We start from the raw sequence: 23,798 nt of genomic DNA, 5'->3' as shown, positions 1-23,798 counted from the left end.
GCGTGCTCCACGCCATGTGATCGCCCCCGTGCCAGGCCCTACGGTTTGGCGGAAGCTACAACCGTCGAGGAGCACCATGGCCGTTTCTTCGAGTCGGGTGGCGGTGATCGGTGCGGGAGCGGCCGGTCTCGCCACGGTGAAGGCGCTGCTCGACGCCGGTTGTGCGGTGGTGGCGTACGAGAAGGGTGACCGGCCCGGTGGCCTGTGGGTCAGGGACAACAGCAGCGGCCTGTCTCCGGCGTACGCCTCCCTGCACTTGAACACCAGCAAACGCCGCACCGAGTTCGCGGATTTTCCGATGCCCGCGGACTGGCCCGACTATCCGTCGGCCAGTCGCGTCGCCAGTTACCTGGCCGACTATGCGCAGTCGTTCGGGCTCATTCCGCACATCCGGTTCGGGAGCACGGTCACCCGCGTCGAGCGTGACCGGCTCTGGGCGGTGACGACCGAGTCCGGTGACACCGACCGGTACGACGCCGTGGTGGTCGCGAACGGCCACAACTGGGATCCGCGCTATCCGGATCCGGCTTATCCGGGCACGTTCCACGGCACCCAGATGCACGCCCACGACTACCGCACTCCGGACGTCTTCCTGGATCGGCGGGTGCTGATCGTCGGCATGGGCAACTCGGCCATGGACATCGCGGTGGACGCCTCGCACGTCGCTCGGGGGCCGGTCCTGCTCTCCGCCCGGCGCGGCGTCCACATCGTCCCCAAGTACCTGTTCGGCCGCCCGGCCGACGCGACCGGCGGTGCCCTCGCCGCCCTGCCGTGGCGGCTGCGGCAGCGCATCGCCGAGACCCTGTTGCGGCTCGCTGTCGGGACCCCGCAGAGGTACGGCTTACCCGCCCCGGCCGGTGGCCTGTTCCAGAACCATCCGACGATCAGCGACACGATCCTGCACCGGCTCACCCACGGCGAGGTGACCCCACGTCCCGGCATCGAACGGCTGGACGGGGAACGGGTGATGTTCACCGACGGCAGCGCCGACCCGGTCGACGTGATCGTCTGGGCCACCGGGTACCGGGTGAGTATCCCGTTCCTGTCCCCTCAATGGCTGGGCCCCGACCCCCAACAGTTGCCGCTGTACCAGCGGGTCTTCCATCTCGACGACCCCAGCCTGGCATTCGTCGGCCTGATGCAGTCCACCGGTGCCGCTCTGCCGGTCGTGGAGGTCCAGGCCAAACTTCTCGCCGCATATCTCTCCGGCGGCTATGCCCTGCCCGGCATCGACGAACAGCAGCACGCCGTGCAGCGAGCCTTGCGCGCCGCCATCGCACGGTGGGGCACGAACGCGCGGCCGCACATGCGTATCGATTTCGACCGGTACGTCGCCGACCTGCCCAGGGAGATCGCGGCTGGTCGGAATCGCCTCGCCCGGGGCGGACGCACCTTCACCGCCGAGGAGAGTGTGGTTTGAGCGCCCGAGACCCCCGCGGATTGCGTGTCCTCGTCACCGGTGCCTCCGGCACGTTCGGCCGGGCCATCTGTGCCCGGCTGGACGAGCTGGGGGCCCAGGTCGTCGGGTTGGACCTGGCCCCCCGTGCCGATGACCCGGTCCGGGTCCTGGCCTGCGACATCACCGACGACGACGCGGTGCCGGCGGTGGTACGCGAAGCAATTGACCAGCTCGGTGGGCTCGACCTGCTGATCAACAACGCCGGGATCGGTGGGCCGGCCCCGGCCGAGCTGGCGCCGGGTGCGGAAGTACGCCGCCAGCTCGACATCAACCTGCTGGGCACCTGGCGGGTCACCGCCGCATGTGTGGACGCGCTGGTCGCCTCTGGTGGCCGGATAGTCATGCTCAGCTCGCGGATGGCCGTCATGCAGTTGCCGCTGGCCGCTGCGTACGGTGCCTCCAAGCGCGCCCTGGTCGCGTACGCGGACGCGCTGCGTCTGGAGCTCGGCACCCATGTCGGCGTCACCTGCGTGTACCCGTCGGCGGTACGAAGCCCGATCCACGACTCGACGGCCGCGGCCGGGCTGTCGCTGGAGGGCATGAGCCAATACGAGCCGCTGGACGGGGTGGTCCGGACCGTGCTGCGCGCCGCGCTCAGTCGTCGTCCTCGCCGTGATCTACCCACCACCCGGCGGGGCGCGGTCGAGTTCTTCCTGGCCCGTCACCTGCCCGCGCTGACCGATCGGATCGTGGCGCGCATCCTCGCCGGCCGGGTCCGCTCCGGCGCGTTCCAGGGCGCCGAGCTGGCCGCGGGTGTGGTCGCACGGCACGAGGCGACCCGATGACGGCGCTGCGCGGGGCGGCGGGCGAGGTACGGAGCAGGGCAGGTGACCTGATCGCGTACGCCACCGGTTCGGTCGGGATGGGCGTCTGGGTGACCGTTCCCGGCCTGCTGTTGCTCTATTTCCTCACCAATACGCTCGGTGTCTCGCCGTTCCTGGCGGGTCTCACCCTGCTGCTGCCGAAGATCATCGACATCATCGTGCATCCGATGCTGGGCAGCCGATCCGACCGGGAAGCGCGCAGCAGCGGACACCGGCTCGGCATGCTGCGGGTCGGTCTGCTGCTTCCGGTGGCCATGGTGGCGATGTTCTCGGTGCCCGCCGGTTTCTCCGGCGCATCGGCGGCGCTCTGGGTGGGCGGCTGGTTCATCGCCGGCAACCTGTTCTTCGCGTGTTTCCAGGTGCCCTACCTGACCACCCCGTCCGATCTTCGAGTCGGGTATCACGAGCGCACCCGGGTGTTCATGTTCCGGATGCTTTTCCTCACCCTCGGGTTGCTTGGTGCCGGTGTGGCCGCACCGGCGCTGGTGGAGTCGGGACGGCGCGGCGACTACGGCTGGATGGCCCTGCTGCTCTCCGGCGTCATGGTGATCTCCGGGCTGGTCGCACTGACCGGGGTACGGCGTCTCACTGCCCACGCCGGTTTCCGGATGCCCGACCAGCAGGCGGCCCACTCGACCATCGGTGACATCGCGGTCGCCTGGCGGGATCCCGACTTCCGCGCGCTGGTGCTGTCCTACCTGTTCACCGGCACCACTACTCACCTGTTCCTCGCAGCGCTGCCGTTCTACACCAAGTACGTCTTCGAGAACTCTGGGCTAACCGCCCTGTTCATGGGGGCGTTCCTCGGTCCAGCGGTCGTCGCCGGTCCGGTGTGGATGCAGGTGTCCAGGCGCATCGGCAAGCAGCGTGGCCTGCTGATCTGCCAGGCGGTCTTCGTGGCCGGTTCGCTGGCGCCGCTGCTCGGCTACGGCACCGGGCCGGCTGTCGCGGTGGTCGGCGTCCTGGGCATCGCGTTCGCCGGGCTGCAGCTGTTCGCGTTCTCGATGGTCCCGGACGCGGTCGCGGCCGCCGAGCAGCGTGGCACCGTCCGGGCTGGCGCCTACACCGGTGTCTGGACCGCCACCGAAGCCACCGGCACCGCAATCGGCCCGTACGTGTACTCGGCCGTGCTCGCCCTGGGCGGCTTCATCGCCACCACCGAGGGGCAGACCGTGACGCAGCCGGAGTCCGCCCACACCGCCCTGTTGATCGGCTTCACCGTGGTCCCGGCGGTGCTGATGGCCGCGGCGCTGACATTCCAAGTGCGCTGGAAGCTGGATCGGACACGCCACACCGGTTGAGCGTTGCGTGCTCAGGCCGGGCACCGGTCGCCGAGCGAAAGCTTGCATGGCCAGCGTCCCGAGCATCGGGCGGGGAGCCAGCAGCCAGAATGGGGGCTGACGTTGCCGGCATCGAGCCGGTTCGGGTTCGGCGATCACGCGGTGCCACCGCTGCCAAAGCGTCCCGCACCGCCGCATCGACGACTGGTCAATCGACGACGCGTTCGATGAGGACCCGGCGCACGCCATAGGTTGCTCATACCGGGCGGTACCTGGATGCCCGGCCAGGACGCCCGCCCGCCATCGGGCATCATGGTGGGCGCGACCGAACGTTGCGCCCGGTCTGCGGCTATCGGATGTGCTCGGCTGATCGACCGACTTCGTCACGCTGTCTGAGTTCCGAGTTGTGGGCTCAGGCTGCGGCCGTTGGTCAGCCGAGTTGCTGCTGTCAGGTGAGTTCGAGGCCGCCGTCGACGGTGAGGACTTGTCCGGTGAGCCAGGTGGCGGCGGGGTCGGCGAGCCGGAGCACCCATCTGGCCACGTCGTCGGGGTGGCCGCGGCGGCCCAGTGGGATGCGCGCGGCTTCGTCCTGTTTGATCTGGTTGACCATGGGTTCGGGCAGGCCGGCGGCGCGCAGGGCTTCGCTTTCGGTGGGGCCGGGGGCCAGGGCGTTGACCCGGATGCCGTCGGTGGCCAGTTCCAGTGCCCAGCATCGGGTGAGCTGTTCGAGGGCGGCTTTGGACGCGGCGTAGTGGGCGGCGCCGGCCACCGGGCGATGGCCGTAGGTGCTGGAGATGTTGATGATGGTGCCGCGGGTGTGCCGCAGGTGGGGTAGAGCCGCGTGGGCGAGCATGCTGGGCGCGGTGACGTGGAGGTCGAACATCTCGGTGATGCGGTCCGCGACGGTGTCGGCGAGCGGCATGACGGCGGTGGCACCAGCGTTGTTGACCAGCACGTCTACCCGAGCCCACCGGCCGACGGCGGCGTCGATGATCGCCTGGCCGGCGTTGGTCGCGCGGATGTCGGTGGCGAGAACGGCGATGCCGGCATGCTCTTGCGCGGTGCGGTGCAGTGCCTCCGTACGGCGTCCGACACCGAGGACGTGCGCGCCGGCTTCGGCAAACGCGATCGTGGCCGCGCGGCCGATTCCTGATCCTGCTCCGGTGATGACGGCCACGCGACCGGTGAATGGGCCGGTGTCTGGGGGTGTGGTCACAACTCCACCTCTTGTTCGATATTCGTAGAACATCGAACAAGCTATCATGGTCGGGTGAAAGATCCGCAGCACCCGGAACTCGCCGAGATGACCCTCACCGACGTGATGGCCGCGCTGAGCGACCCGCTCCGGATCGGCCTGGTCCGACTGCTGTCCGACGGCCACGAACGCGGCTGGGGAGAGCTGCGAACGCCGGTGTCCAAGTCGACGCTGAGCCACCATCTGCGGGTGCTGCGCGCTGCGGGGCTCACCCGCACTCGCCAGGAAGGCACCCGGTGTTACGTCGTGCTGCGCCGTGAGGACCTGAACGCCCGTTTCCCCGGTCTGTTGGACGCCGTGCTGACCGCCGCAGACAGCGAGGACGTCGGCAACCAGGTTGGACTCGCGACCGGCCGCCCGCTCACGTGACACAACGGCGCCAAGGTAGGAACCACTTCTGGCCACTCCGAGCGGGCGTCGGCGACAGCCCACCCTGGCTTCCGGAACTGCCGAGTTGAGGACGTTCATCCTTTCGAGCCGACGGGGTGATGAAGTGGCCTTGCCTGCTCAGCGAACTGTCGTCTGCAGCGCTTCTTCGTACTGGAGGCGATCGAAGGTGACGGGAAGCAGTTCGTGGTAGCCCCAATCACGATGTCCGGTGCGATAGCCAGACCAGTTGACCGTGTCCTCAGCCACCGTGACCATCGCGGTAAACGGCCAGCAGCCCCAGTCACCGCAGGTACACCCCAGTAACACGGTGTCGCCGTCTCCGAACCAGCTCAAGACCGGATCACCGAGATAGTGCCGACTCGGCCAGCGCACGCTGTCGCCCAGCAGCCCCGCATAGCTGCCCGCGAGGTTGGGTTTCCCTTCCCGCCGCGCAAAGGGCAGCTCAGCCGTGCGAACCATGTCAGGCAGGGATATGTCGTTAAGGTACGGAACGAGTGTCGGGAACATCCCGACGCCGAGTTCCTGCTCGATGGTACGGAATTCGATACGTTCCACGAGCCCAAGGCTAGGATCCTGCGCCCTGACGTGGTCGGGGCACCCCGTGTCATTGCTGCCCCGGGTCGTCGCTATTACGGCGGGCAGGGCACGGTTCCGCAGCGGATCGGACGCACATGCCGCGAGCCGCTTGTCACCGAGGGCAACATTGAAGCCGGCCGGTGCCTGCGTGCGGTCCTGCCGAGGTGGGGCCTGGACGATGCGCCATGATGGGGCTATGCCACGCACGGACAGAGCCTCGCGGGTGATCGCGGCCCCTCCCGATCGTGTCTACGCTGCGCTCGTCGATCCAGACGCCCTCGTCGCCTGGCTTCCGCCCGCGGGGATGAGCGGTAGGTTCGAACGGTTCGATGCCCGGCCGGGTGGGTCGTACCGGATGGTGCTTACCTACGCGGACGCCTCGACCGCGTCGGGCAAGGCCACCGCGGACTCCGACATCGTCGAGGCGCGCTTCGTTGACATCGTCCCCGGCGTCCGGGTGGTGCAGGCCGTCAACTTCGTCGCCGACGATCCCGACTATGCGGGCACCATGACGATGACCTGGGAGGTCAAAGCAACCGACGATGGGACGCGGGTGGACATCCGAGCCGACGACGTGCCCTCTGGCATCTCCGCAGAGGATCACGCGGCCGGGCTCGCGTCCTCGCTGGCAAACCTCGCCGCCCACGTTGAACGGTAGCCCTGTCGCGAGATGGCGGATCCGGACTGAACGCGTCCGACGACGCCCGCATCTGCCGCTGGTCGCGCGGTGCGCGTGTCGCGGCACGGCCACCCTGCGGTACGGATCTGCGTCATCCTCCCGCATACCACTCGACATCCGAGTGGTCACGATGGCCTTCCGGTCCACCGACCAGGGCGCCCATCATGTCTGCCATGAGGTTCGAGAAATTGTTCGTCGTGGACGTGCCTGGCCGGCCGGCGAGCTACTCGTCGGCTTCAGAGGCAGCCGCGACTCGCGCACTACCCACCGTTACGACGGACGTTGACACATGGACATGGCGCCGTCAGAAACCGCAATCGCGTGACCGCCGCAGATCTGCGGTTCGGAGCGCGGGGCGTAAAAGGGCATCGCGGCGGGCGGCGGCGGTGAGATCCTGGCCGGCATGACAGACCTCGACGCCAAGGCGAATCTCTATCGGTACCTACGGGAGGCGCGCGAGGCGCTGCTCGGGAAGCTCGACGGGCTGTCGGAGTACGACGTGCGGCGCCCGCTCGTGCTGACCGGGACGAACCTGCTCGGGCTGGTCAAGCATGTGGCCTCGGTGACCGCGGGGTATTTCGGCGAGGTGTTCGACCGTCCCTTTCCCGAGCCCGTCGCGGGCCTGAACGAAGACGCGGAGCCGAATACGGACATGTGGGCCGCGGCCGACGAGTCCCGCGACGACATCATCGGCCTGTGGCACCGAGTCTGGGCACATGCGGACACCACGATCGAGACGCTTCCGATCGACGCGCCCGGCTCGGTGCGGTGGTGGCAACACACGCCGGTAACGCTGCACCACATCCTCGTGCACATGCTCGCCGAGCTGAACCGGCACGCCGGGCACGCCGACATCGTGCGCGAACTGGTCGACGGCCAGGTCGGCTGGCGGCGGCCCGGCGACAACGTGGTCGAGGGCGACGAAGCGTGGTGGGCCGCCTACCGCGAGAGGCTGGAATCCACCGCGCGCGAGTTCGCCTGACGAAGCGGTCTTCGCGCAATCCGCGGATGCCGCTCAATCCGTCCGAGAGCCCCATTGGCATTCGTGTCTGAGGCGGCCGGGCGACCCGCCTGACGACACTTAACACCTGCTCAGCAGGACGGCGTGGGACTCGGCGTCAAGTGGAAGGCCGGTCACTGTTTCTGCTCGACGTGAGGGCGCTTCGGGCCCGGTCCCCGGTCCAGGCCGCTTCCAGGATCGCGGTCAGGCTGGCGGTGTCGGTCGGGCCTGGATGGTTCTGGATCAAGCGGGTCACGCCGCTTGCCATCTGCGCGAAGCGGGGGAGGTCGGCGCGGGCCACGCCGATGTCCGCCAAGGTGGGCGGGATGCCGATGTCGGCGAGGAGTCTGTCGAGCCAGGTGAGGAACGTGTCCGCGGCCTCAGCGTCCGAGGCATCGGTCACGTCGAGCCCGCAGACCCCGGCGAGGATGGCCAACCGGTCGGCGACGGCGTCCTTGGCCGCGTCCAGCGCGTACGGCAGCAGCAGCCCGACGCCCAGGCCGTGCGGCGTGTGCGTGGCTGCGCCGATGGGGTACTGGAGAGCGTGCGGGGCCGCGTTGCCCGCGTGGGAAAAGGCGATCCCGGCGAGCATGGACCCGTAGGACATGTCTGCGCGCGCGTCCGTGTCGCCTCCGTCCCTGACAGCACGATGCAGGCTACGGGCGATCCGCTCCGCGGCCAGGAGCGCGTAGTGGTCGGTGATCGGGTTGCGGCCGAGGAACACCTGCTCCACCGGGTCGCGCGGCCCGTGGGCCCGGGGTCGCGCGGTGTAGCTTTCCACCGCGTGACAGAACGCGTCGATGCCGGAGTGGGCGGTGACGGTCGCCGGGCAGGTGTACGTGAGTTCGGGGTCGACGATGGCGAAGTCGGGCACGATGTAGACGCTGGAGACCCCCACCTTCAGCTCGCGGTCCGGGTCGGTCAACACCGAGACGGGTGTGAGCTCGGAGCCGGTGCCTGACGTCGTCGGGACAGCGATGAGAGGGATCGTCGGCCCCGGCACCTTCGACTCGCCGTAGAAGTCGCGCGGCGTCCCACCGTGCCGCCGGATGACGCCGACGATCTTGGCGAGGTCGATGACCGTGCCACCCCCGATGGCGAGGATCACGTCGGCGTCCACCTCGGCGGCGGCTGAGACAGCCAGATCGACATCGGTGAGTGGCACGTCCGGAGTCGCGTCAGAGAACACCTTGACGACGTCGGCCTTCTCCTGCACGGCGGCCACGATCTCGGCCACGCCCGGCTGCCGCAGAAGGACCTGGTCGGTCAAGATGAGGACGCGTGAGCCACTCTCGGCCACCACTCGTGGGATGTTCTGTGCGACCCCTTCGCCCACTATCAGCTGGCGTGGTCCGCGGACGGTCTCAAGCATGTCAGTGCCTCTCCGAAACGTCGGCGGCGATGTGCAGGGCGGACGTCCAGGTCACCTGGACGGCGTCGGCGAGGGTGGCCGCCCGGGTGCCGCAGGCGCGCGCGCCGGGTACCCGGACTCGTGGCCGCGGCCGTGGTTGGCGCGCCGGGGGAGTGGCCGGCACCACTGGTGCCAGCGGGTTCGTGCCGGCCATGACCCGGGGTCCGTCCGCCGGGCGCAGACCGGTCAGGTCGTACGTACGCAGGGCGCGATGATTCTCGGCGGGCGCCCGGAGCGGCGGGTCGGTCACGGCAGGTCGATCGCCGCGTAGGTGAGGTCGAGGTACTCGAGGATGCCCTCGTGCGACCCCTCCTTGCCGACCCCGGACTGCTTGACGCCGCCGAACGGAGCCGACGGGTCCGAGATCAGACCACGGTTGATGCCGATCATTCCCGTATCCAGCCCCTCGGTGAACCGGAGCGCCCGCTGGAGGTCACGGGTGAAGATGTATCCGACCAGGCCGTGTTCGGTGTCGTTGGCCTTCGCCATCACCTCGTCGTCGGACGTGAACGAGATGATCGGCGCGACCGGGCCGAAGATCTCGGTCTTGAGCATCCGCGCATCTTCGGGCACGTCGACCAGGACTGTGGGCGGGTAGAAGTGGCCCGGTCCGGCCGGGCGCTCGCCGCCCACCAAGACCCGGGCGCCGCGATCGACCGCGTCGGCGACGAGTTCGTCGATCGTGGCGACCGAGGCTTCGTCGATCAACGCCCCGACGTCCACGCCGTCGTCGAGCCCATGGCCCACCGACAGCGCGCCCATCCGCTCGGCGAAGCGCGCCGTGAACTCCTCGCGCACCGGCTCCTCGACGTAGATCCGGTTGGCCGCGATGCAGGACTCCCCGATGTTGCGCATCTTGGCCACCATGGCGCCGTCGACCGCCACATCCAGGTCCGCGTCGGCACACACGATCAAGGCCGCGTTGCCGCCCAGTTCCATGGAGGTACGCAGTACGTTGTCGGCAGCCTGCCGTAGCAGCACGCGCCCGACCTCGGTCGACCCGGTGAACGAGAGCTTGCGGGTTCGGCTGTCGGCGAGCAGTGCGGAGACCACCTCGCCGGACCGCTTGGTGGTCACCACGTTGACGACGCCCGGGGGGACGCCGATCTCCTCCATGATGCGGGCCAGGAACAGCATGGTGAGCGGGGTCTGGGCTGCTGGCTTGGTGATCGTCGTGCAGCCCGCGGCCAGCGCAGGAGCGATCTTGCGGGCGCCCATGGCCAACGGGAAGTTCCAGGGCGTCACGAAGACGCACGGGCCGACCGGCTTCGGCACGGTGAGGATGCGATATCCACCTGCGGGAGCGGTGCTGTAGCGCCCTTCGATCCGCACCGCCTCCTCGGCGAACCAGCGGAAGAACTCGGCGCCGTAGGCCACCTCTGCCCGGGCCTCGGCGAGGGGCTTGCCCATCTCGAGCGTTATCAGTCGGGCGACCTCCTCGGATCGCTCGGTCAGTGCCCGGTACGTCGCCGTCAACAACTCTGATCGTTTCCGTGGTGGGGTCGCCGCCCACTCCGCCATTGCCCTGCTCGCCTCGTCCAGTGCGACGAGCCCGTCGACGACGTCGGCGTCCGCCACCTCGGCGATGGTCTTGCCGGTGGCCGGGTCCTCGACGGCAAAGGTGGCTCCGCTGGTGGCGTCGCACCAGGCGTCGCCGATCCGAAGTCGCCGGTGCTCGGGGGCCAGGACGCTCATCGGGTCACTCATTGCGTCGCCTCCTTTGATCTTCTTGGTGTTGTCTGGCGTGCCTCGGCGACCACGCTGTGCGCGTAGCCGGACGGGGTCCAGCCTCGTCGGAGGCGAGGTTGCCGAGCGGGTCGGATGTGGCGGTGGCCTGGGTCACCGCCCAGCCTCGGGCAGCGACAGCCCGGTGCCCGCATCGAACAGGTGCGCACGGTCCAGGTCGACCGTCACCTGCAGCCGCTCGCCCGGCGTTCCGGTGACTGTGGGTCGTGCCTTGACCTTGAGGATCTCCGTTCCCACTCGGACGTCGACCACCGTTCGGTCACCGAGCGGCTCAAGCCCGTAGAGCTCGCCGGACAACGACGCGTGCCCACGCTGCTCGACGGACAGGTCCTCCGCGCGCAGGCCCAGCAGCAGCGCACGACCGTCCTCAGCCGTGGTCCAGTGGGGCCGAGGCAGCGTCCAGCCTTGCGCACCGACCAGACGATCTCCCTCGGCGCGGCAGGCGAGCAGACTGATCGGCGGGCTCCCGACGAATCCGGCGACCCACTGGTTGGCGGGACGCTCGTACACCTCGGTCGGGGTGCCGACCTGTTGCACCTTTCCTTCCTTGAGCACCGCGACCTGGTCGGCCATGGACAGGGCCTCCACCTGGTCGTTTGTCACATAGATGAAGGTTGCGCCGAGGCTGCGGTGGATGCGGGTGAGCTCGGTACGCATCTCGACGCGGAGCTTGAGATCGAGGTTCGTCAGCGGCTCGTCCATGAGGAACGCGCGCGGGCTACGGACCAGCGCCCGGGCCAGGGCGACCCGCTGCATCTCACCACCCGACAGCTGCGCGGGACGACGCTGCAGCAGCCGTTCGATGTGCAGCAGGCGCGACATCCGCTCGACGGCAGCGGCGATCTCGCTGGACGAACAGCGCCGGGCCAGCAGCGGCGACGCGATGTTCTCGTACACCGTGTGTCGCGGGTAGAGGGCGTAGCTCTGGAAGACCATGGCCAGGTCGCGTTCGGCCGGGGCGTCACCGGTCGCGTCCGCGCCGTCCAGGTGCACCGACCCGGCGTCGAGCTTCTCCAGACCGGCGATCGCCCGCAGGGTCGTCGTCTTGCCTGCCCCGGAGGGCCCGAGCACGACGAAGAACGAGCCGTCCGGCACGTCCAGCGTCACCCCGTCCAGGGCCTGCACTTTGCCGAAGGACTTGCACAGCCCGTGCGCTGCCACGGTTCCCATCAGGCCACCAACTCTTCCGTGCTCACGTCGTACACCACCGGGGTCCCGCCGGTGTGCCGTAGCCCGACCTGTGCGTCAGCTGCGAATCGGACAGTCGGTGGCATCCGCACCCGCACGTCGTGCTGGCCGCCGTGGTCGACGACGTAGATGATCTCGTCGCCCAGCCACTCCGCCGAGACCACACGGGCCGGGACCGAACGCTCCGCCCCCGGTGCGGTGACCTCCAGGGCTTCCGGCCGCACACCTGCGACCAGGTGACAGTCGCGGGACAGACCGGGCGGTGGGGTGAGCGCCAGCCCGCCCTGAGCGCGCAACGCCCCGTCGGCCACCTCCACCTCGATCAGGTTCATCGGCGGAGAGCCGATGAAGGCAGCGCAGAAGAGACTCGCCGGACGGTCGTAGACCTCCAGCGGCGTGCCGATCTGCTCGACGCGGCCCTTGTTGAGAATGGCGATCCGGTGACCGAGCGACATCGCCTCGACCTGGTCGTGGGTGACGTAGACCATGGTCGCCCCCAACTCTCCCTGCAGGTGCTTGATCTCGGTACGCATGTCCGCCCGCAACTCCGCGTCCAGGTTGGTGAGCGGCTCGTCCATCAGGAATGCGCGCGGCCGGCGCACCAGGGCGCGGGCGAGCGCAACACGCTGCTGCTCCCCGCCGGACAGTTGACGCGGTCGCCGATCCATCAGCGGACCGAGCCGCATCAGCCGGGCGGCCTCGTCGACCCGCTTGAGCACCTCCGACTTGGGCAGCCCCTCGGCCCGCAGGGGGAACGCCAGGTTGTCGCGGGTCTTCAGATGCGGGTAGAGGGCGTAGAACTGGAACACCATGGCGATGTCCCGCTCGGCCGGCGGCAGGTCGTTGACAAGCGTGTCGCCGATGCGGATGTCGCCCGTCGTCTGCCGCTCCAAGCCGGCGATGGCCCGCAGCGTGGTCGTCTTGCCGCAACCCGACGGGCCGAGCATCACGAACAACTCGCCGTGGCCGATCGACAGGTCCACCTGTTCGACCGCGACCGTGCCGTCCGGGTAACGCTTGTGCAGGGCGGTTACCTCGATGCCGGCCATCAGCGTCGCACCGCCCCGAGCGTCACACCGGCGATGAGGTGCTTGCGGACCAGGTAGGCGAAGACGAGCACCGGTAGGGCGAACACCACGGAGGCGGCGGCCACCAGACCCCAGTCCGTCGTGGTGCCACCGATGAGGCCGGCGATGGCGGGTGGGGCGGTGCGCACGCTGTCGCTGGAGGTGAGGAAGATGGCGAACACAAACTCGTTCCACGAGAAGATGAGGGCGAAGACCGCCGTCGCGGCGATGCCGGGCACGAGCAGGGGAAGGGTGTACCGCCGGAACGCCTGCAGACGGGTGTACCCGTCGAGCATCGCGGCATCCTCGTACTCCGCGGGCACCTCGTCGACGAACCCCTTCATCATCCAGATGGTGAACGGCAGGTTGTACGCGGCGTAGATGAGGATCAGGCCGAGCTTGCTGTCGATGAGTCCGACCTGGCGGTACATGAGGAAGATCGGGATCACCACCACCACGGGCGGCATGAAGCGGGTGGACAGGATGAAGAACAGCTGGTCCTTCTTGGCCTTCACGGCGAAGCGTGAGTAGGCCCAGGCCGCCGGGACACCCAGCAGGGTGGCCAGCACCGTGGAGGCCCCGGCGACCAGGACGGAGTTGAGGAACGCGACGGACAGGGCCGAGCGACCGCCGTCGGGACCGACGAACACGTCCTTGAAATGTTCCATCGTGACCGTGAAGCCGATGAACTCGGCGGGGACGGCGTAGACGTCCCGGTTTTCCTTGATGGACGTCTCGATCATCCACAACACCGGGAAGAGCATCACGACGGCCAGCACGGTCAGCAGCGCGACCTCCAGCACCGAGCGACCCCGGCCGCTTCGACGGCGCACGGGGGGCGTGCGATCCCGGGCAGGACCTGTGGACACGGCCTCGTCGACGGAGACGGCCATCAGCCCTCCTTGAGTCTGTTCAGGTAGCGCAGGTAGAGCTGCGTGAGGACGATGACGACGAGGACCATGAGGATCCCGTACGCCGAGGCGGTTCCGGTGTTGAAGCCCAGGAACGCGACCTTGTAGACGTGGAACGACAACGTCTCGGTGGAGACACCCGGGCCGCCGTTGGTGAGGATGTAGACGAGGTCGAACAGCCGGAAGGCCTCGATGGCCCGGAACAACACGGCGATCAGCAGCAGCGGCCACACCAACGGAAGGGTGATGGTGCGGAACCGGAACCACTCCGACGCCCGGTCGATCGAGGCGGCCTCGTACAGGTACTTGGGCACCGCGGTGAGCCCCGCCAACGCGATGAGCATGATGAACGGCGTCCACTGCCAGGTGTCGACCACGATCAGGGAGATCAACGCCGTGCGCTGCCGGGTCAGCCACTCCACCTGCCCCAGGCCGAGCGAGCCGAGCATGCTGTTGATCACGCCGAACTGCGCGTCGAGCATGAAGCGCCAGAACAGCCCGACCACGACCGGCGACAGCATCATCGGCACCAGGAACAGAGTGGTAAGCACTCCTCGCCCGTGCGTGCGGCGTGAGATCAGGTAGGCGATGCCGAAACCGAGCACGGTCTGCAGGCCGACCGCACCGACCACGTAGATCAACGTCGTCAGGGCCCGCTGGTGGACCTGCGCCGACGTCAGGACGGCTGTGTAGTTCCCGAACCCGACGAAACGGGCGGGCCCCCCGCGGGTGGCCGAGTAGTCGGTGAACGACAGGTACAGCGCCCACAGCAGCGGGAACACCGACATCGCGAGCAACAGCAGCAACGCGGGGGAGATGAAGGCCACCGCCAGCCCGCGGTCGCTCAGCCGGCGGGACCGACCCGGTGCAGGTGACGGCACCGCCGCCACCTGCCCGGCATCGGTTGTCAGAGGTACGGGGTCACTCACAGCCCGCCGCCGCCCTTGCGGCCGCTGGAGTCGAGCACGCTCTGCTGTTCCTTGGCGATGTCGTCGAGCGCCTGCTTCGGGCTCTTCGCACCGTTGAGAGCCGCGTTGACGTTGGTGTTCTCGATGTCGACGAGGCGCGCGTACTCGGGCACGTTCCACATGTCCCGCATCCGCGGCACCGAGTCGGCGTACACCTGGTTGAACGGCCCGGCATTGAGGAACTCGGGCGAGGACAGGGCGTCCGTACGCGACGGCACCCCACCGGCCGCAGCCCACTTCTTCTGGATGTCAGCCCGCTGGAACCACTTCATGAAGTTCAGCGCCTCCACCTGGTTCGCCTCGGCGGAGTAGGCCGACACGTGCATCCCCATGCCGCCGAGCGGGACCAGGTTCGTCTTCTGGCTCGGCAGGGTGGCGAAACCCAACTTGTCGAGAATCTGCTCCCGGGTGGTGCCGAGGGTCGACTCCTTCGGATCGAGCAGGCCGCCGCTCGCGGCGATCCAGTTGAACGCGATGCAGGCCTTGCCCTGGGCGACCGCCGCGTTCACCTCGTCGATGAACCAGTTGCCGGAGCCCCTGGCGGTCAGCGGCTTCATCTTGTTGACCAGGACGTCCATCGCCTCCTGGCCCGCGGCGTCGTTGAGAACGCCGTCGATCTTGCGGGCCTTCGGGTCCCAGAGGTTGCCGCCGTAGACACCGTTCACCGTGTTGTAGGTGACGGCTGCGGCGTCGGAGCCGTTGGCTTGGTGGAACGCCAGCCCGCTGACGCCGGGGTTGTCCGCCTGACACTTCTCAGCGACCGAGATCATCTCGTCCCAGGTCTGCGGTGGCTTGTCACCGATCAGGTCCTTGCGGTAGATCATCGTCCAGGTGTCGCCGAGCAGCGGCAGCCCGTACAGGCTGGCGTTCTCGTCGCGCTGACCGGTCTCCGCCTGCGGGAACTGGCCGTAGGCCGCCAGCAGGTACGGGTTGTAGGCATCGACCTCGATGTTGTTCTTGACGAAGTCGGTGATGTCCAGGATGTTGCCGTTCGTCACGGCCTCGCCGATGTGCTGCGAGTCCAGGATCGCGATGTCGAAGTCGGTCTTGCGCGCGGCGAACTGGGTGAACATGGCATCGTGCCAGTTCGCGTTCGGCACGGTGTTGACCTTGACGGTGACGTTCGACCGTTCCTTTGTGTACTCCGCGTTCGCGAAGTCTTCCAGGGCCTGGGCGGGGGGCCAGTCGAACCAGATGAAGCTGAGGGTCAGCGGGTCCGTGGTGAGCTCCGGGATGGTCGCCGGCGCCTTGGGGGCGCTCGCCTGCTCGCCGTCGTCCTGGCCACCGCCGCAGGCCGCCATGGTCGTGGCCACCAGCAGCATGGCCGCCGTCGCCAGCTGCACCTTTCGCCCGGGAACGGATGTTCGTCCTATTCGCTGTTGATACCGCATATCCTTGCCTGCCTTCTCAGTGGGGACTTCTACGACCTCGCTAGGTGCTTCGCCGAGCAGTTGCCGGGTTGGTTTCAGGCGGGTTGGCGGGCTGTCGCGGCGGCTGACCCGCGGACCGGCGTCACGAGTGCGGCGTGATGTACTCGATCTTCGTGCCGTCGAGCAGTCCTCCCGTCCACCTGCGGCCCGGGGACGAACCGCGCAGGACGTCGAGCACGCTCATGGGAGCTCCAGGTGATCGAAGTAGAGCGATCGCGGGTGGTTCCGCGACGGTGCAGGATGGCGGTCGTACGCCACTTTTCCTATACGATCCGGCTGGGGCGTCAGCATGTCGCAGAGTTGTGACTGATGTCAACAGGTTCCGGAAGACGCAAAGAAGGGCCTCACGTCACGATGGACGACGAAGGAATGATCGCGCGGGGCCGTCGAGCCGTGACGGGCGGCACGTCGTCGGGAAGATCTGGCGGCCGGCTCGCCGACGAGGTGTACGACACGCTGCTCGGACAGCTGATGTCGCTGCGGATCGAGCCTGGCTCCCGCGTCACGATCGACGTCCTGGCGCGGGAACTGGGGGTCTCGCAGACGCCGATCCGGGACGCCCTGAACCGCATGGAGGCCGAGGGCCTGGTCGTGCGGGTGCCCCATGCCGGCTACCGCATTCCACCCCAGATCACCCGTCGCCGATTCGAGGACATGCTCGAGGTTCGCCTACTCCTCGAGCCGGCGGCGGCGCGCAGGTCCGCCGAACGCGCATCGCTGGAGCAGGTGGCCGGTCTGCGAGCAATGCTGGAGGAGATGGCGGAGCTGGAGGGGGGCACCGGGCCCACGGCGTACGGCGCCTTCGGTCTACGCGACGCCGCCTTTCACGACCTCGTCGCCCTGAGCGCGGAGAACCAGGTCATCCGGGAAGCGCTCGCTCGTCTGCACAGCCACGTGCACCTCTTTCGGCTGCACCACGACACCCAGGTCACTCACCTGGCCATGGCCGAGCACGAGGAGATCGTGGCCGCGATCGCCGCGCGCGACCCCGACGCCGCCGCCTACGCGATGCGTCGGCACATCCTGCGCTCCGGCGAGCGTTTCCGACGATTGTTCGACGAGGCCAAGGACGCGGACGCAGTGGCGGCGGAGGGTTGACGGGCGGGCCGGGCCGGGGAATGCTAACCGAATCGGATCGGATTGGATCTACCCCACCCGCCCCCAGGATGCGAGGAGAAGCAGGTGCCCAGAGCGCTGCTCCTGACCGGCGACGCCGCCGAGGAACTCGACACCATGTATCCCTACTATCGCGTGCAGGAGGGCGGCTGGGACGTCGACGTCTCGTCACGGACGAGGCGTGACGTGCAACTGGTCATCCACGAGTTCGACCCCAACTCCGACGCCTACGTGGAGAAGAACGGCCGGAAGCTGCCGGTCGACGTGCCCTGGGCCGAGGTCGACGTCGAGCGCTACGACGCCCTCATCATCCCCGGGGGACGTGCCCCCGAGTGGATCCGGGTCGACGCCGACGTCAGGCGCATCACCGAGCACTTCTTCGCGCGCAACCTGCCCGTAGCCCTGGTGTGCCACGGGGCGCAGGTGCCGGCGGTGTACGGGCTACTGAAGGGTCGAAAGACCGCGTGCTTCCCACCCATCACCGGTGACATGGAAAATGCGGGCGCCACCGTCATCGACGCTCCCGACGTGGTGGACGGCAACCTCGTCTCCTGCCGGGGGTGGCCCGACATGCCGCAGTTCGGCAGGGCGATGATGGAGCTCTTCTCGAAGTCCGTCGACCCCGCATCGGCATGAGCACGCCTGGCCCGTCCCGGTGACGACACGTCGGACCGTCACAGTCGACGGCTCTCCCGTCCACGTCCTTGAGGGCGGCACCGGGCCCGCGGTGCTGATGCTGCACGGCTCCGGACCCGGCACGACCGGGTCCGGCGCCTGGGCAACGACGGCGCAGGCGCTGGGCACGTCCTGGCACCTGGTGGCTCCCGACCAGGCGGGGTTCGGCCGTACACCTGTCCCGGCGGGTGCCCGGGGTGGGCTCCGGCTGTGGACGGAGCAGGCCGCCGGCCTGATGGCCGCCCTCGGTGTCGACCGCTACGCCGTGGTGGGTCACTCGATGGGCGGTGCGGTGGCGTTGGCATTGGCGGCCGCACGCCCCCACCAGGTCACCCGGGTCGTGGCGGTCGCGACGATGGGCGCCCCCGGGGCGCCGCTCTCCGCCGATCTCGACGCGCTCTGGGCCGCCCCCGCCGGTCCCCTGGGCGCACGAGACATGCTGAGCCGCCTCGTCCACGACCAGGCGCTCGTGACCGATTCGGCCGTCGACGCCCGTGCCGAGGCGATGCGAGCGGGGGCAGCCGCATACGCGTCATTGTTCCCGCCACCGAGGGCACGATGGGTCGACGAGCTCACCCTCTCGGCGCAAACGCTGGCAGCGATCCGCGCGCCGGTGCTGCTCGTGCACGGCGCCCAGGACCGGGTCACCCCGCTCAGGACCGCAACCCAACCCCTGCTTGAGCACCTGGCCGACGTCCGGCTGCACGTGCTCGGCCGATGTGGGCACGTCCCGGCGATCGAGCACCCGCACGAGTTCAGCCAACTGCTGTCCTGCTTCCTCCGCCGGGACCTTGTTCAGGCATAGGAGGCGCGACGCAGTCGAGCGGCACACGGTGCTGGGCACTCGACCCGAGGGGAGCGTGGCAAGTCCGGTAACCGGTGTCTTCAGCGATCCGGGTGGCCGGCCCACCACACGCGAGCGACGCCACCTCCCGGCCAGCTTGCCCGGGTCACGGATCATGCCGAGTCGCGTAGCACCAACTTCGTGGGCAGGATGATGGACGAGGGTTCGTGCCCCGCGATGAGGTCGACGAGCATCCGGGTCATTTCTCTGCCCAGGGCTTGGACCGACTGGTGAACGGTGGTCAACGGCGGATCGGTTCGTTCGGCCATGCCGAGGTCGTCGAAGCCCACCACTGCCACGTCGGCCGGCACGGACCGGCCGGCGTCGATGAGGACGCGGAGGGCCCCCGCCGCCGTGTCGTCGCTGGCGGCGAAGATGGCGTCGAGGTCGGGGTGGCTGTCCAGCAGTGATTTCATCGCTGCGGCACCGCCGGTCTCGGTGAAGTCGCCTTCTGCCGTCGCGTACGGGGTCAGCCCAGCCATGATCATCGCCTCGCGGTAGCCGCGGTGGCGAGCGCGGCCGACGTCGGTGGACATGGGACCGGTGATGGTGACGATCCGGGTTCGGCCGAGCCCGATGAGGTATTCGGTGGCGAGTCGCGCGCCGCCGAGGTTGTCGGAGTCGACGTACCACTGTGGCTCGAAATTCAACGGCCGCCCGCCGTACACCGCGGGCAGCCCGGCCCGACGCACGATGTGAGTCAGCGGATCGTCGCCGTGCAGCGCCATCAGCATGATGCCGTCGACGCCGCGCGTGTGCAGCAGGTTGGTCAGCCGGGACCGGCCCCGGCCGGAGCTGGCCAGGCACAGCAGCAGGTGAAGGTCGGTCTCCTCCAGCGCTGCGGACACGCCGACGATGACCTGGGCGAAGAACGGGTCGGCGAACAGCTCGGGATCGTCATGGGAGACCGCGAGCGCGACGATCCCCGTCTGTCGGGTGGCCAGGGCACGGGCGGTGCGGTTGGGCAGATAGCCCATCTCCTTGATGGCGCGCTCCACGGCTTCGCGCGTGGCGCGGCTGACATGCGGCGCCTTGTTGATGACCCGGGACGCGGCGGAACGTGACACGCCGGCGCGTTCGGCGACCTCGTCCAGGGTTGGTTGCCGCCGGGGCCGCTGCGCTGCCATCGCGATGCCGAGTCCTTCCTGTCCGACGTCGGGGCAGCCGCTACCGCCGGCCGGTGCCGTTACCGCTCACCGATCGTATCGGCCGGCATCGACGGCGTCGAGGTGGCTCGCTGTCGTCGTCAGCCTGGAAGCGGTCCCAGAAATCTGTGATCCAGATCCTGTCGCGGGGATGGCCTCTCTTGACATCTGCCTGAAATTTACCGAACATCGGACGGCAATGCATGGATGAACATCGCTGGAAGCGCTTCCAGTTTTACCCAGAGGAGAGCTATCCATGAAACGCTTCACCCGCCCCTGGGGAATTGCCGCCGCCCTGGCGTTGGCGGTTCCCGCGATCCTGCTCGGGGCACCAGCCGCGCACGCGGATCCGGTCAGCCAGACCAGCGGCTTCTACGTCGACCCCAACTCGAGCCCGGCGAGGTGGGCGGCCGCAAACCCGGGCGACGGACGCGCCGCCGCCATCCGTACCGAGATCGCGCAGAAGCCGATGGCCAGATGGTTCGGCAACTGGAGCGGCGACATCGGGAGCGCGGTCCGGGGCTATGTGGGCGCCGCAGATGCGGTTGACAAGCTTCCGCTGCTGGTGGCCTACAACCTTCCGGGCCGGGACGCGTGCGGCGGCCACTCCGGTGGCGGCGCCGGCAGCGTCGCCGCCTACGACTCATGGATCGCCTCCTTCGCCTCCGCCATCGGCAGCCGTCCTGCCGTAGTGGTCCTCGAACCCGACTCCCTGGGCGACTTCAACTGCATGAGCCAGGCGCAGATCAACGACCGAGTGGGTATGCTCTCCCGCGCCGTCGGCCAGTTCCGGTCCAAGGCACCCAACACCTGGGCCTACATCGACGCCGGAAATCCCCGCTGGGTGGATGCCCAGACGATGGCGCAGCGGCTCAACATGGCCGGCGTGGGCAATGCACGCGGCTTCGCGCTCAACGTCTCGAATTACTTCACCACCGGCGAGAACACCAACTACGGCAATCAGGTCGCTTCCGCGCTGTGGAGATTCGGATACAGCAAGCCGTACGTGATCGACACCAGTCGCAACGGCAACGGCTCCAACGGTCAATGGTGCAACCCCGGCGGCCGCAGGATCGGCACCCCCAGCCGGATGGGCGGCGGCGCGGAAATGCTGCTCTGGCTCAAGACGCCGGGTGAGTCCGACGGCAACTGCGGAGTCGGCGGCGGATCCAGCGCCGGGCAGTTCCTGCCCGAGGTGGCCTACAAGATGATCTACGGTTACTAGCGCAGCGTGCGGAGGGCATGAGGGCTGCACGCAGCCGATGCTCTCCGTGCCCTGCCACCCGGACGGCGCCTCTCTGCGTCCAGGCATCGGCCCCAGAGAGGCGCCGGGTGTCAGTAGGCGAAGAACGTGTGTCGCACCGGGCTCCGGCATACCGGCGCTGCGCCACCTCTCGACGCCGGAGACCCGCGGCCTCCTCCGCTATCGGTTCGACGAGGTGCTCGCGCTCGCCAAGTGGATCGACCTGATTCGGGCCGCATGCTCACCGACCGGGCCGGCGGGCTGCGGCACCTGTCGGCGTCGCCGCTGGATGGAGAGTGTCGAGGCGGTCGAGCTGCGAACCCGCACCGCGGCCTGCCAGGCTGCTGGTGCGCGAGGCCCCGCATTGGCAGCCTCCGCGAGGACCTGAGGAGGACGGATGCGGTCAGTCGTTCCCGACTATCTGGCTGAGGTACTTGGAGATGTCGAATCGGACATCTCCGGGGCGCCGGCGGGGTACATTCCCGAACTCGCGACAGCTGATCCCGACCGTCTCGCAGCGGTCTTCGCCATGGTCGACGGCACGGTCCACGGTGCCGGCGACGTCGATGCCGCGTTCACGATCCAGTCGATCTCGAAGCCCTTCGTGTACGCGATGGCACTCTCCGATCGCGGCTTCGATCGAGTGCTCGCCAAGGTCGGGGTCGAGCCGTCTGGGGAGGCGTTCAACGAGATATCCCTCGAAAGCGACACGGGGCGTCCCCGCAATCCGATGATCAACGCTGGCGCGATCACCGCTCACTCACTCGCCGGACCGGAGAACCTGAAGCCCGTCGAGCGGGTCGACCGCGTCGTTCAGGGGCTTTCGGCGTTTGCGGGCCGTCAGCTGACCGTCGATGAGACGGTATGCGCATCCGAGATGGAGAACGCGCACCGCAACCTCGCCATCGCGCACATGCTCCGCAGCCACGACATCCTCACCGAGGATCCCAGGACCGTCGTCGACGGCTACATCCGTCAGTGCTCGGTGCTCGTGACCACCCGAGATCTGGCGATGATGGCGGCGACGCTGGCCAACCGCGGGGCGAATCCCCTCTCGAACGAGCAGGTGGTGGACGGGGCGGTGGTGCGCCAGGTCCTGAGCGTCATGGCCACCTGCGGAATGTACGACGCCGCCGGCGACTGGGCCACGCAGGTCGGCATTCCGGCGAAAAGCGGTGTGGCCGGGGGACTGATCGGTGCCCTCCCCGGTCAGCTCGGCATCGCCACCTTCTCGCCGCGACTGGACCGGCACGGCAACAGCGTGCGCGGAGTGTCGCTGTTCGAGCGGTTCTCGTACGACATGGGGTTGCATGTGATGGAGGTCCCTCCCGCAGCGCGCGCGGTCGTGCGTTCCAATCGAGTACGAGGCGGTGGAGCGGACGCGACCCGGGTTCTCCGGTTGCAGGGCGGAATCCGCTTCGCGGGAGCCGAGCGGATCGTTCGCGAGCTCGTGGAGAGCGCACCTGCGGAGCCCCGCGTGGTTCTCGACGTCTCGCTTGTGCACTCCATCGACGATGTGGCCCGACGGATGCTCCTGGAGGTCGCGCGTCGGCTCACGCTCGACGGTCACGAGGTCTATCTCGTGGATCCGGAGACGATGATCCCGGACCCGGATCCCGGCGACGGCGGCCGACTCACGGTCATCGACGTGGTTGATGGCGTGTGATCGCGCCTTTCTGCTTGACCGCGCTGACCGGGCAGGACCGACCGATTGACCGGCCGATCCGGCGAGGGCCGCAGCGTCCGACACTCGTCACGTGGACCCGGCGGGGCCGACGGGCCGACGGCACGACCGATACCAGGAAAGGACCCCATGACCGCGACGGGGATCGAGAAGCCCGACTTCACCGGGCTGCGCGCGACCTACATCAACTGCACCCTCAACCGTTCCCCGGGCCGTAGCCACACCCAGGGGGTGATCGACCGCAGTGTGGCGATCATGGAGGCGAACGGGGTCAGCGTGGACCAGATTCGCGCCGTCGACCACGACATCGCCACCGGGGTTCGCCCCGATATGACCGAGTACGGGTGGGACACCGACGAATGGCCCGCGCTGCTGGCCCGGGTGCTGGCAGCCGACATCCTGGTCATCGCCGGACCGATCTGGCTCGGCGACAACAGTTCGGTGACCCGGCGGGTGATCGAGCGGCTCTACGGCTACTCCGGCGTGCTCAACGAGCAGGGCCAGTACGCCTACTACGGGCGGGTCGGTGGCTGCCTGCTCACCGGCAACGAGGACGGCCTGAAGCACTGCGCGATGAGCATCCTCTACAGCTTGCAGCACATCGGCTTCACTGTTCCGCCGCAGGCCGACGCGGGTTGGCTCGGTGAGGTCGGGCCCGGGCCGTCCTACCTTGACGAGGGTTCCGGCGGGCCGGAGAACGACTTCACCAACCGCAACACCGCGTTCATGACCTACAACCTGCTCCACCTCGCGTCGATGATGCGTCGTGCCGGCGGGTTCCCGGCGTACGGCAACCAGCGCACTGCCTGGGACGCAGGGGTCCATCCGGATGCCGCAAACCCCGAGTACCGCTGACGCGTCGGCCAGCCGTACCGAGGATCCGACCACGACGACCGTCACCCTTCCG

23 protein-coding genes are annotated in these 23,798 nt (G+C 68.6%); 12 read left to right on the top strand and 11 right to left on the bottom strand.

The genetic code is table 11. From position 1 onward, the window contains the following. Positions 1-76: 76 nt before the first annotated feature. The 3 genes from O7624_RS04715 to O7624_RS04705 are packed head-to-tail and all read left to right on the top strand — an operon-like array spanning position 77 to position 3,584. Entirely contained in the window at positions 77-1,420 is a 1,344-nt protein-coding gene (locus O7624_RS04715) for an NAD(P)-binding domain-containing protein (RefSeq protein WP_282239081.1), read from the top strand. Continuing rightward, positions 1,417-2,244, top strand: coding sequence for an SDR family NAD(P)-dependent oxidoreductase (locus O7624_RS04710; RefSeq protein WP_232511420.1), 828 nt, complete (start codon positions 1,417-1,419; stop codon positions 2,242-2,244). Before O7624_RS04715 ends, O7624_RS04710 begins: the two co-directional genes overlap by 4 nt. After that, positions 2,241-3,584: an MFS transporter gene (locus tag O7624_RS04705; protein WP_282239080.1), complete on the top strand. Its 1,344-nt coding sequence runs from the start codon at positions 2,241-2,243 to the stop codon at positions 3,582-3,584. The genes O7624_RS04710 and O7624_RS04705 overlap by 4 nt, the downstream gene beginning before the upstream one ends. Before the next feature lie 427 nt (positions 3,585-4,011). Here O7624_RS04705 and O7624_RS04700 read toward each other — a convergent pair whose 3' ends face one another. Continuing rightward, the gene (locus tag O7624_RS04700; protein WP_282239079.1) at positions 4,012-4,851 is read right to left on the bottom strand and encodes an SDR family oxidoreductase; all 840 of its coding nucleotides are present in this window, start codon (positions 4,849-4,851) and stop codon (positions 4,012-4,014) included. Positions 4,852-4,866: 15 nt separating this feature from the next. Between O7624_RS04700 and O7624_RS04695 the strand changes: the two genes are divergently transcribed. Next, positions 4,867-5,187 (top strand): metalloregulator ArsR/SmtB family transcription factor, encoded by a 321-nt coding sequence (locus O7624_RS04695; protein WP_282240535.1) that lies wholly within the window; start codon positions 4,867-4,869, stop codon positions 5,185-5,187. Positions 5,188-5,325: 138 nt separating this feature from the next. On the opposite strand, the gene O7624_RS04690 is transcribed toward O7624_RS04695, so the two are convergent. Further along, positions 5,326-5,763 (bottom strand): hypothetical protein, encoded by a 438-nt coding sequence (locus O7624_RS04690; RefSeq protein WP_282239078.1) that lies wholly within the window; start codon positions 5,761-5,763, stop codon positions 5,326-5,328. 217 nt (positions 5,764-5,980) lie between these two features. On the opposite strand from O7624_RS04690, the gene O7624_RS04685 reads away from it, so the two are divergent. Both O7624_RS04685 and O7624_RS04680 read left to right on the top strand, forming a co-directional pair. Next, on the top strand, positions 5,981-6,442 hold the full coding sequence (locus tag O7624_RS04685) for an SRPBCC family protein (RefSeq protein ID WP_282239077.1): 462 nt from the start codon (positions 5,981-5,983) through the stop codon (positions 6,440-6,442). A gap of 424 nt (positions 6,443-6,866) precedes the next feature. Beyond that, positions 6,867-7,445 carry a DinB family protein gene (locus tag O7624_RS04680; protein ID WP_282239076.1) on the top strand — a complete coding sequence of 193 codons (579 nt, stop codon included), beginning with the start codon at positions 6,867-6,869 and terminating at the stop codon, positions 7,443-7,445. Positions 7,446-7,581: 136 nt separating this feature from the next. On the opposite strand, the gene O7624_RS04675 is transcribed toward O7624_RS04680, so the two are convergent. The 8 genes from O7624_RS04675 to O7624_RS04640 all read right to left on the bottom strand — a co-directional run bounded on the left by O7624_RS04675 (position 7,582) and on the right by O7624_RS04640 (position 16,097). Next, positions 7,582-8,835 carry an iron-containing alcohol dehydrogenase gene (locus tag O7624_RS04675; protein WP_093409645.1) on the bottom strand — a complete coding sequence of 418 codons (1,254 nt, stop codon included), beginning with the start codon at positions 8,833-8,835 and terminating at the stop codon, positions 7,582-7,584. A gap of 1 nt (position 8,836) precedes the next feature. Beyond that, positions 8,837-9,124: a hypothetical protein gene (locus O7624_RS04670; RefSeq protein ID WP_282239075.1), complete on the bottom strand. Its 288-nt coding sequence runs from the start codon at positions 9,122-9,124 to the stop codon at positions 8,837-8,839. Next, positions 9,121-10,581, bottom strand: coding sequence for an NAD-dependent succinate-semialdehyde dehydrogenase (locus O7624_RS04665; protein ID WP_282239074.1), 1,461 nt, complete (start codon positions 10,579-10,581; stop codon positions 9,121-9,123). The genes O7624_RS04670 and O7624_RS04665 overlap by 4 nt, the downstream gene beginning before the upstream one ends. A 132-nt stretch (positions 10,582-10,713) precedes the next feature. Then, positions 10,714-11,790: an ABC transporter ATP-binding protein gene (locus O7624_RS04660; protein ID WP_282239073.1), complete on the bottom strand. Its 1,077-nt coding sequence runs from the start codon at positions 11,788-11,790 to the stop codon at positions 10,714-10,716. Next, the gene (locus tag O7624_RS04655; RefSeq protein ID WP_093409635.1) at positions 11,790-12,857 is read right to left on the bottom strand and encodes an ATP-binding cassette domain-containing protein; all 1,068 of its coding nucleotides are present in this window, start codon (positions 12,855-12,857) and stop codon (positions 11,790-11,792) included. Before O7624_RS04655 ends, O7624_RS04660 begins: the two co-directional genes overlap by 1 nt. Then, positions 12,857-13,768, bottom strand: coding sequence for a carbohydrate ABC transporter permease (locus O7624_RS04650; protein WP_093409632.1), 912 nt, complete (start codon positions 13,766-13,768; stop codon positions 12,857-12,859). The genes O7624_RS04655 and O7624_RS04650 overlap by 1 nt, the downstream gene beginning before the upstream one ends. After that, positions 13,768-14,667: a sugar ABC transporter permease gene (locus tag O7624_RS04645; RefSeq protein WP_282239072.1), complete on the bottom strand. Its 900-nt coding sequence runs from the start codon at positions 14,665-14,667 to the stop codon at positions 13,768-13,770. Before O7624_RS04645 ends, O7624_RS04650 begins: the two co-directional genes overlap by 1 nt. Positions 14,668-14,711: 44 nt before the next feature. Continuing rightward, complete coding sequence (locus O7624_RS04640) at positions 14,712-16,097, bottom strand: extracellular solute-binding protein (RefSeq protein WP_282239071.1); 1,386 nt, start codon at positions 16,095-16,097, stop codon at positions 14,712-14,714. Positions 16,098-16,538: 441 nt separating this feature from the next. On the opposite strand from O7624_RS04640, the gene O7624_RS04635 reads away from it, so the two are divergent. From O7624_RS04635 to O7624_RS04625, 3 genes are all read left to right on the top strand, one after another. Further along, positions 16,539-17,282 (top strand): GntR family transcriptional regulator, encoded by a 744-nt coding sequence (locus O7624_RS04635; RefSeq protein ID WP_282239070.1) that lies wholly within the window; start codon positions 16,539-16,541, stop codon positions 17,280-17,282. A gap of 84 nt (positions 17,283-17,366) precedes the next feature. Continuing rightward, positions 17,367-17,936 (top strand): DJ-1/PfpI family protein, encoded by a 570-nt coding sequence (locus O7624_RS04630; RefSeq protein WP_093409622.1) that lies wholly within the window; start codon positions 17,367-17,369, stop codon positions 17,934-17,936. A 19-nt stretch (positions 17,937-17,955) separates the two neighbouring features. Beyond that, on the top strand, positions 17,956-18,780 hold the full coding sequence (locus tag O7624_RS04625) for an alpha/beta hydrolase (protein ID WP_282239069.1): 825 nt from the start codon (positions 17,956-17,958) through the stop codon (positions 18,778-18,780). Positions 18,781-18,932: 152 nt separating this feature from the next. Here O7624_RS04625 and O7624_RS04620 read toward each other — a convergent pair whose 3' ends face one another. Continuing rightward, positions 18,933-19,946, bottom strand: coding sequence for a LacI family DNA-binding transcriptional regulator (locus O7624_RS04620; protein ID WP_170863595.1), 1,014 nt, complete (start codon positions 19,944-19,946; stop codon positions 18,933-18,935). A gap of 274 nt (positions 19,947-20,220) precedes the next feature. On the opposite strand from O7624_RS04620, the gene O7624_RS04615 reads away from it, so the two are divergent. The 3 genes from O7624_RS04615 (at position 20,221) to O7624_RS04605 (ending at position 23,746) form a co-directional block, all read left to right on the top strand. Then, complete coding sequence (locus O7624_RS04615; protein WP_282239068.1) at positions 20,221-21,189, top strand: glycoside hydrolase family 6 protein; 969 nt, start codon at positions 20,221-20,223, stop codon at positions 21,187-21,189. A gap of 415 nt (positions 21,190-21,604) precedes the next feature. Then, positions 21,605-22,873, top strand: coding sequence for a glutaminase (locus O7624_RS04610; RefSeq protein WP_282239067.1), 1,269 nt, complete (start codon positions 21,605-21,607; stop codon positions 22,871-22,873). Positions 22,874-23,020: 147 nt separating this feature from the next. Continuing rightward, positions 23,021-23,746 (top strand): flavodoxin family protein, encoded by a 726-nt coding sequence (locus tag O7624_RS04605; protein ID WP_093409612.1) that lies wholly within the window; start codon positions 23,021-23,023, stop codon positions 23,744-23,746. Positions 23,747-23,798 lie beyond the last annotated feature (52 nt).

The sequence above is a fragment of the Verrucosispora sp. WMMD1129 genome (genome assembly GCF_029581255.1).
GTDB lineage: Bacteria > Actinomycetota > Actinomycetes > Mycobacteriales > Micromonosporaceae > Micromonospora > Micromonospora sediminimaris.
This window is presented reverse-complemented; position numbering and strand designations above follow the sequence as displayed.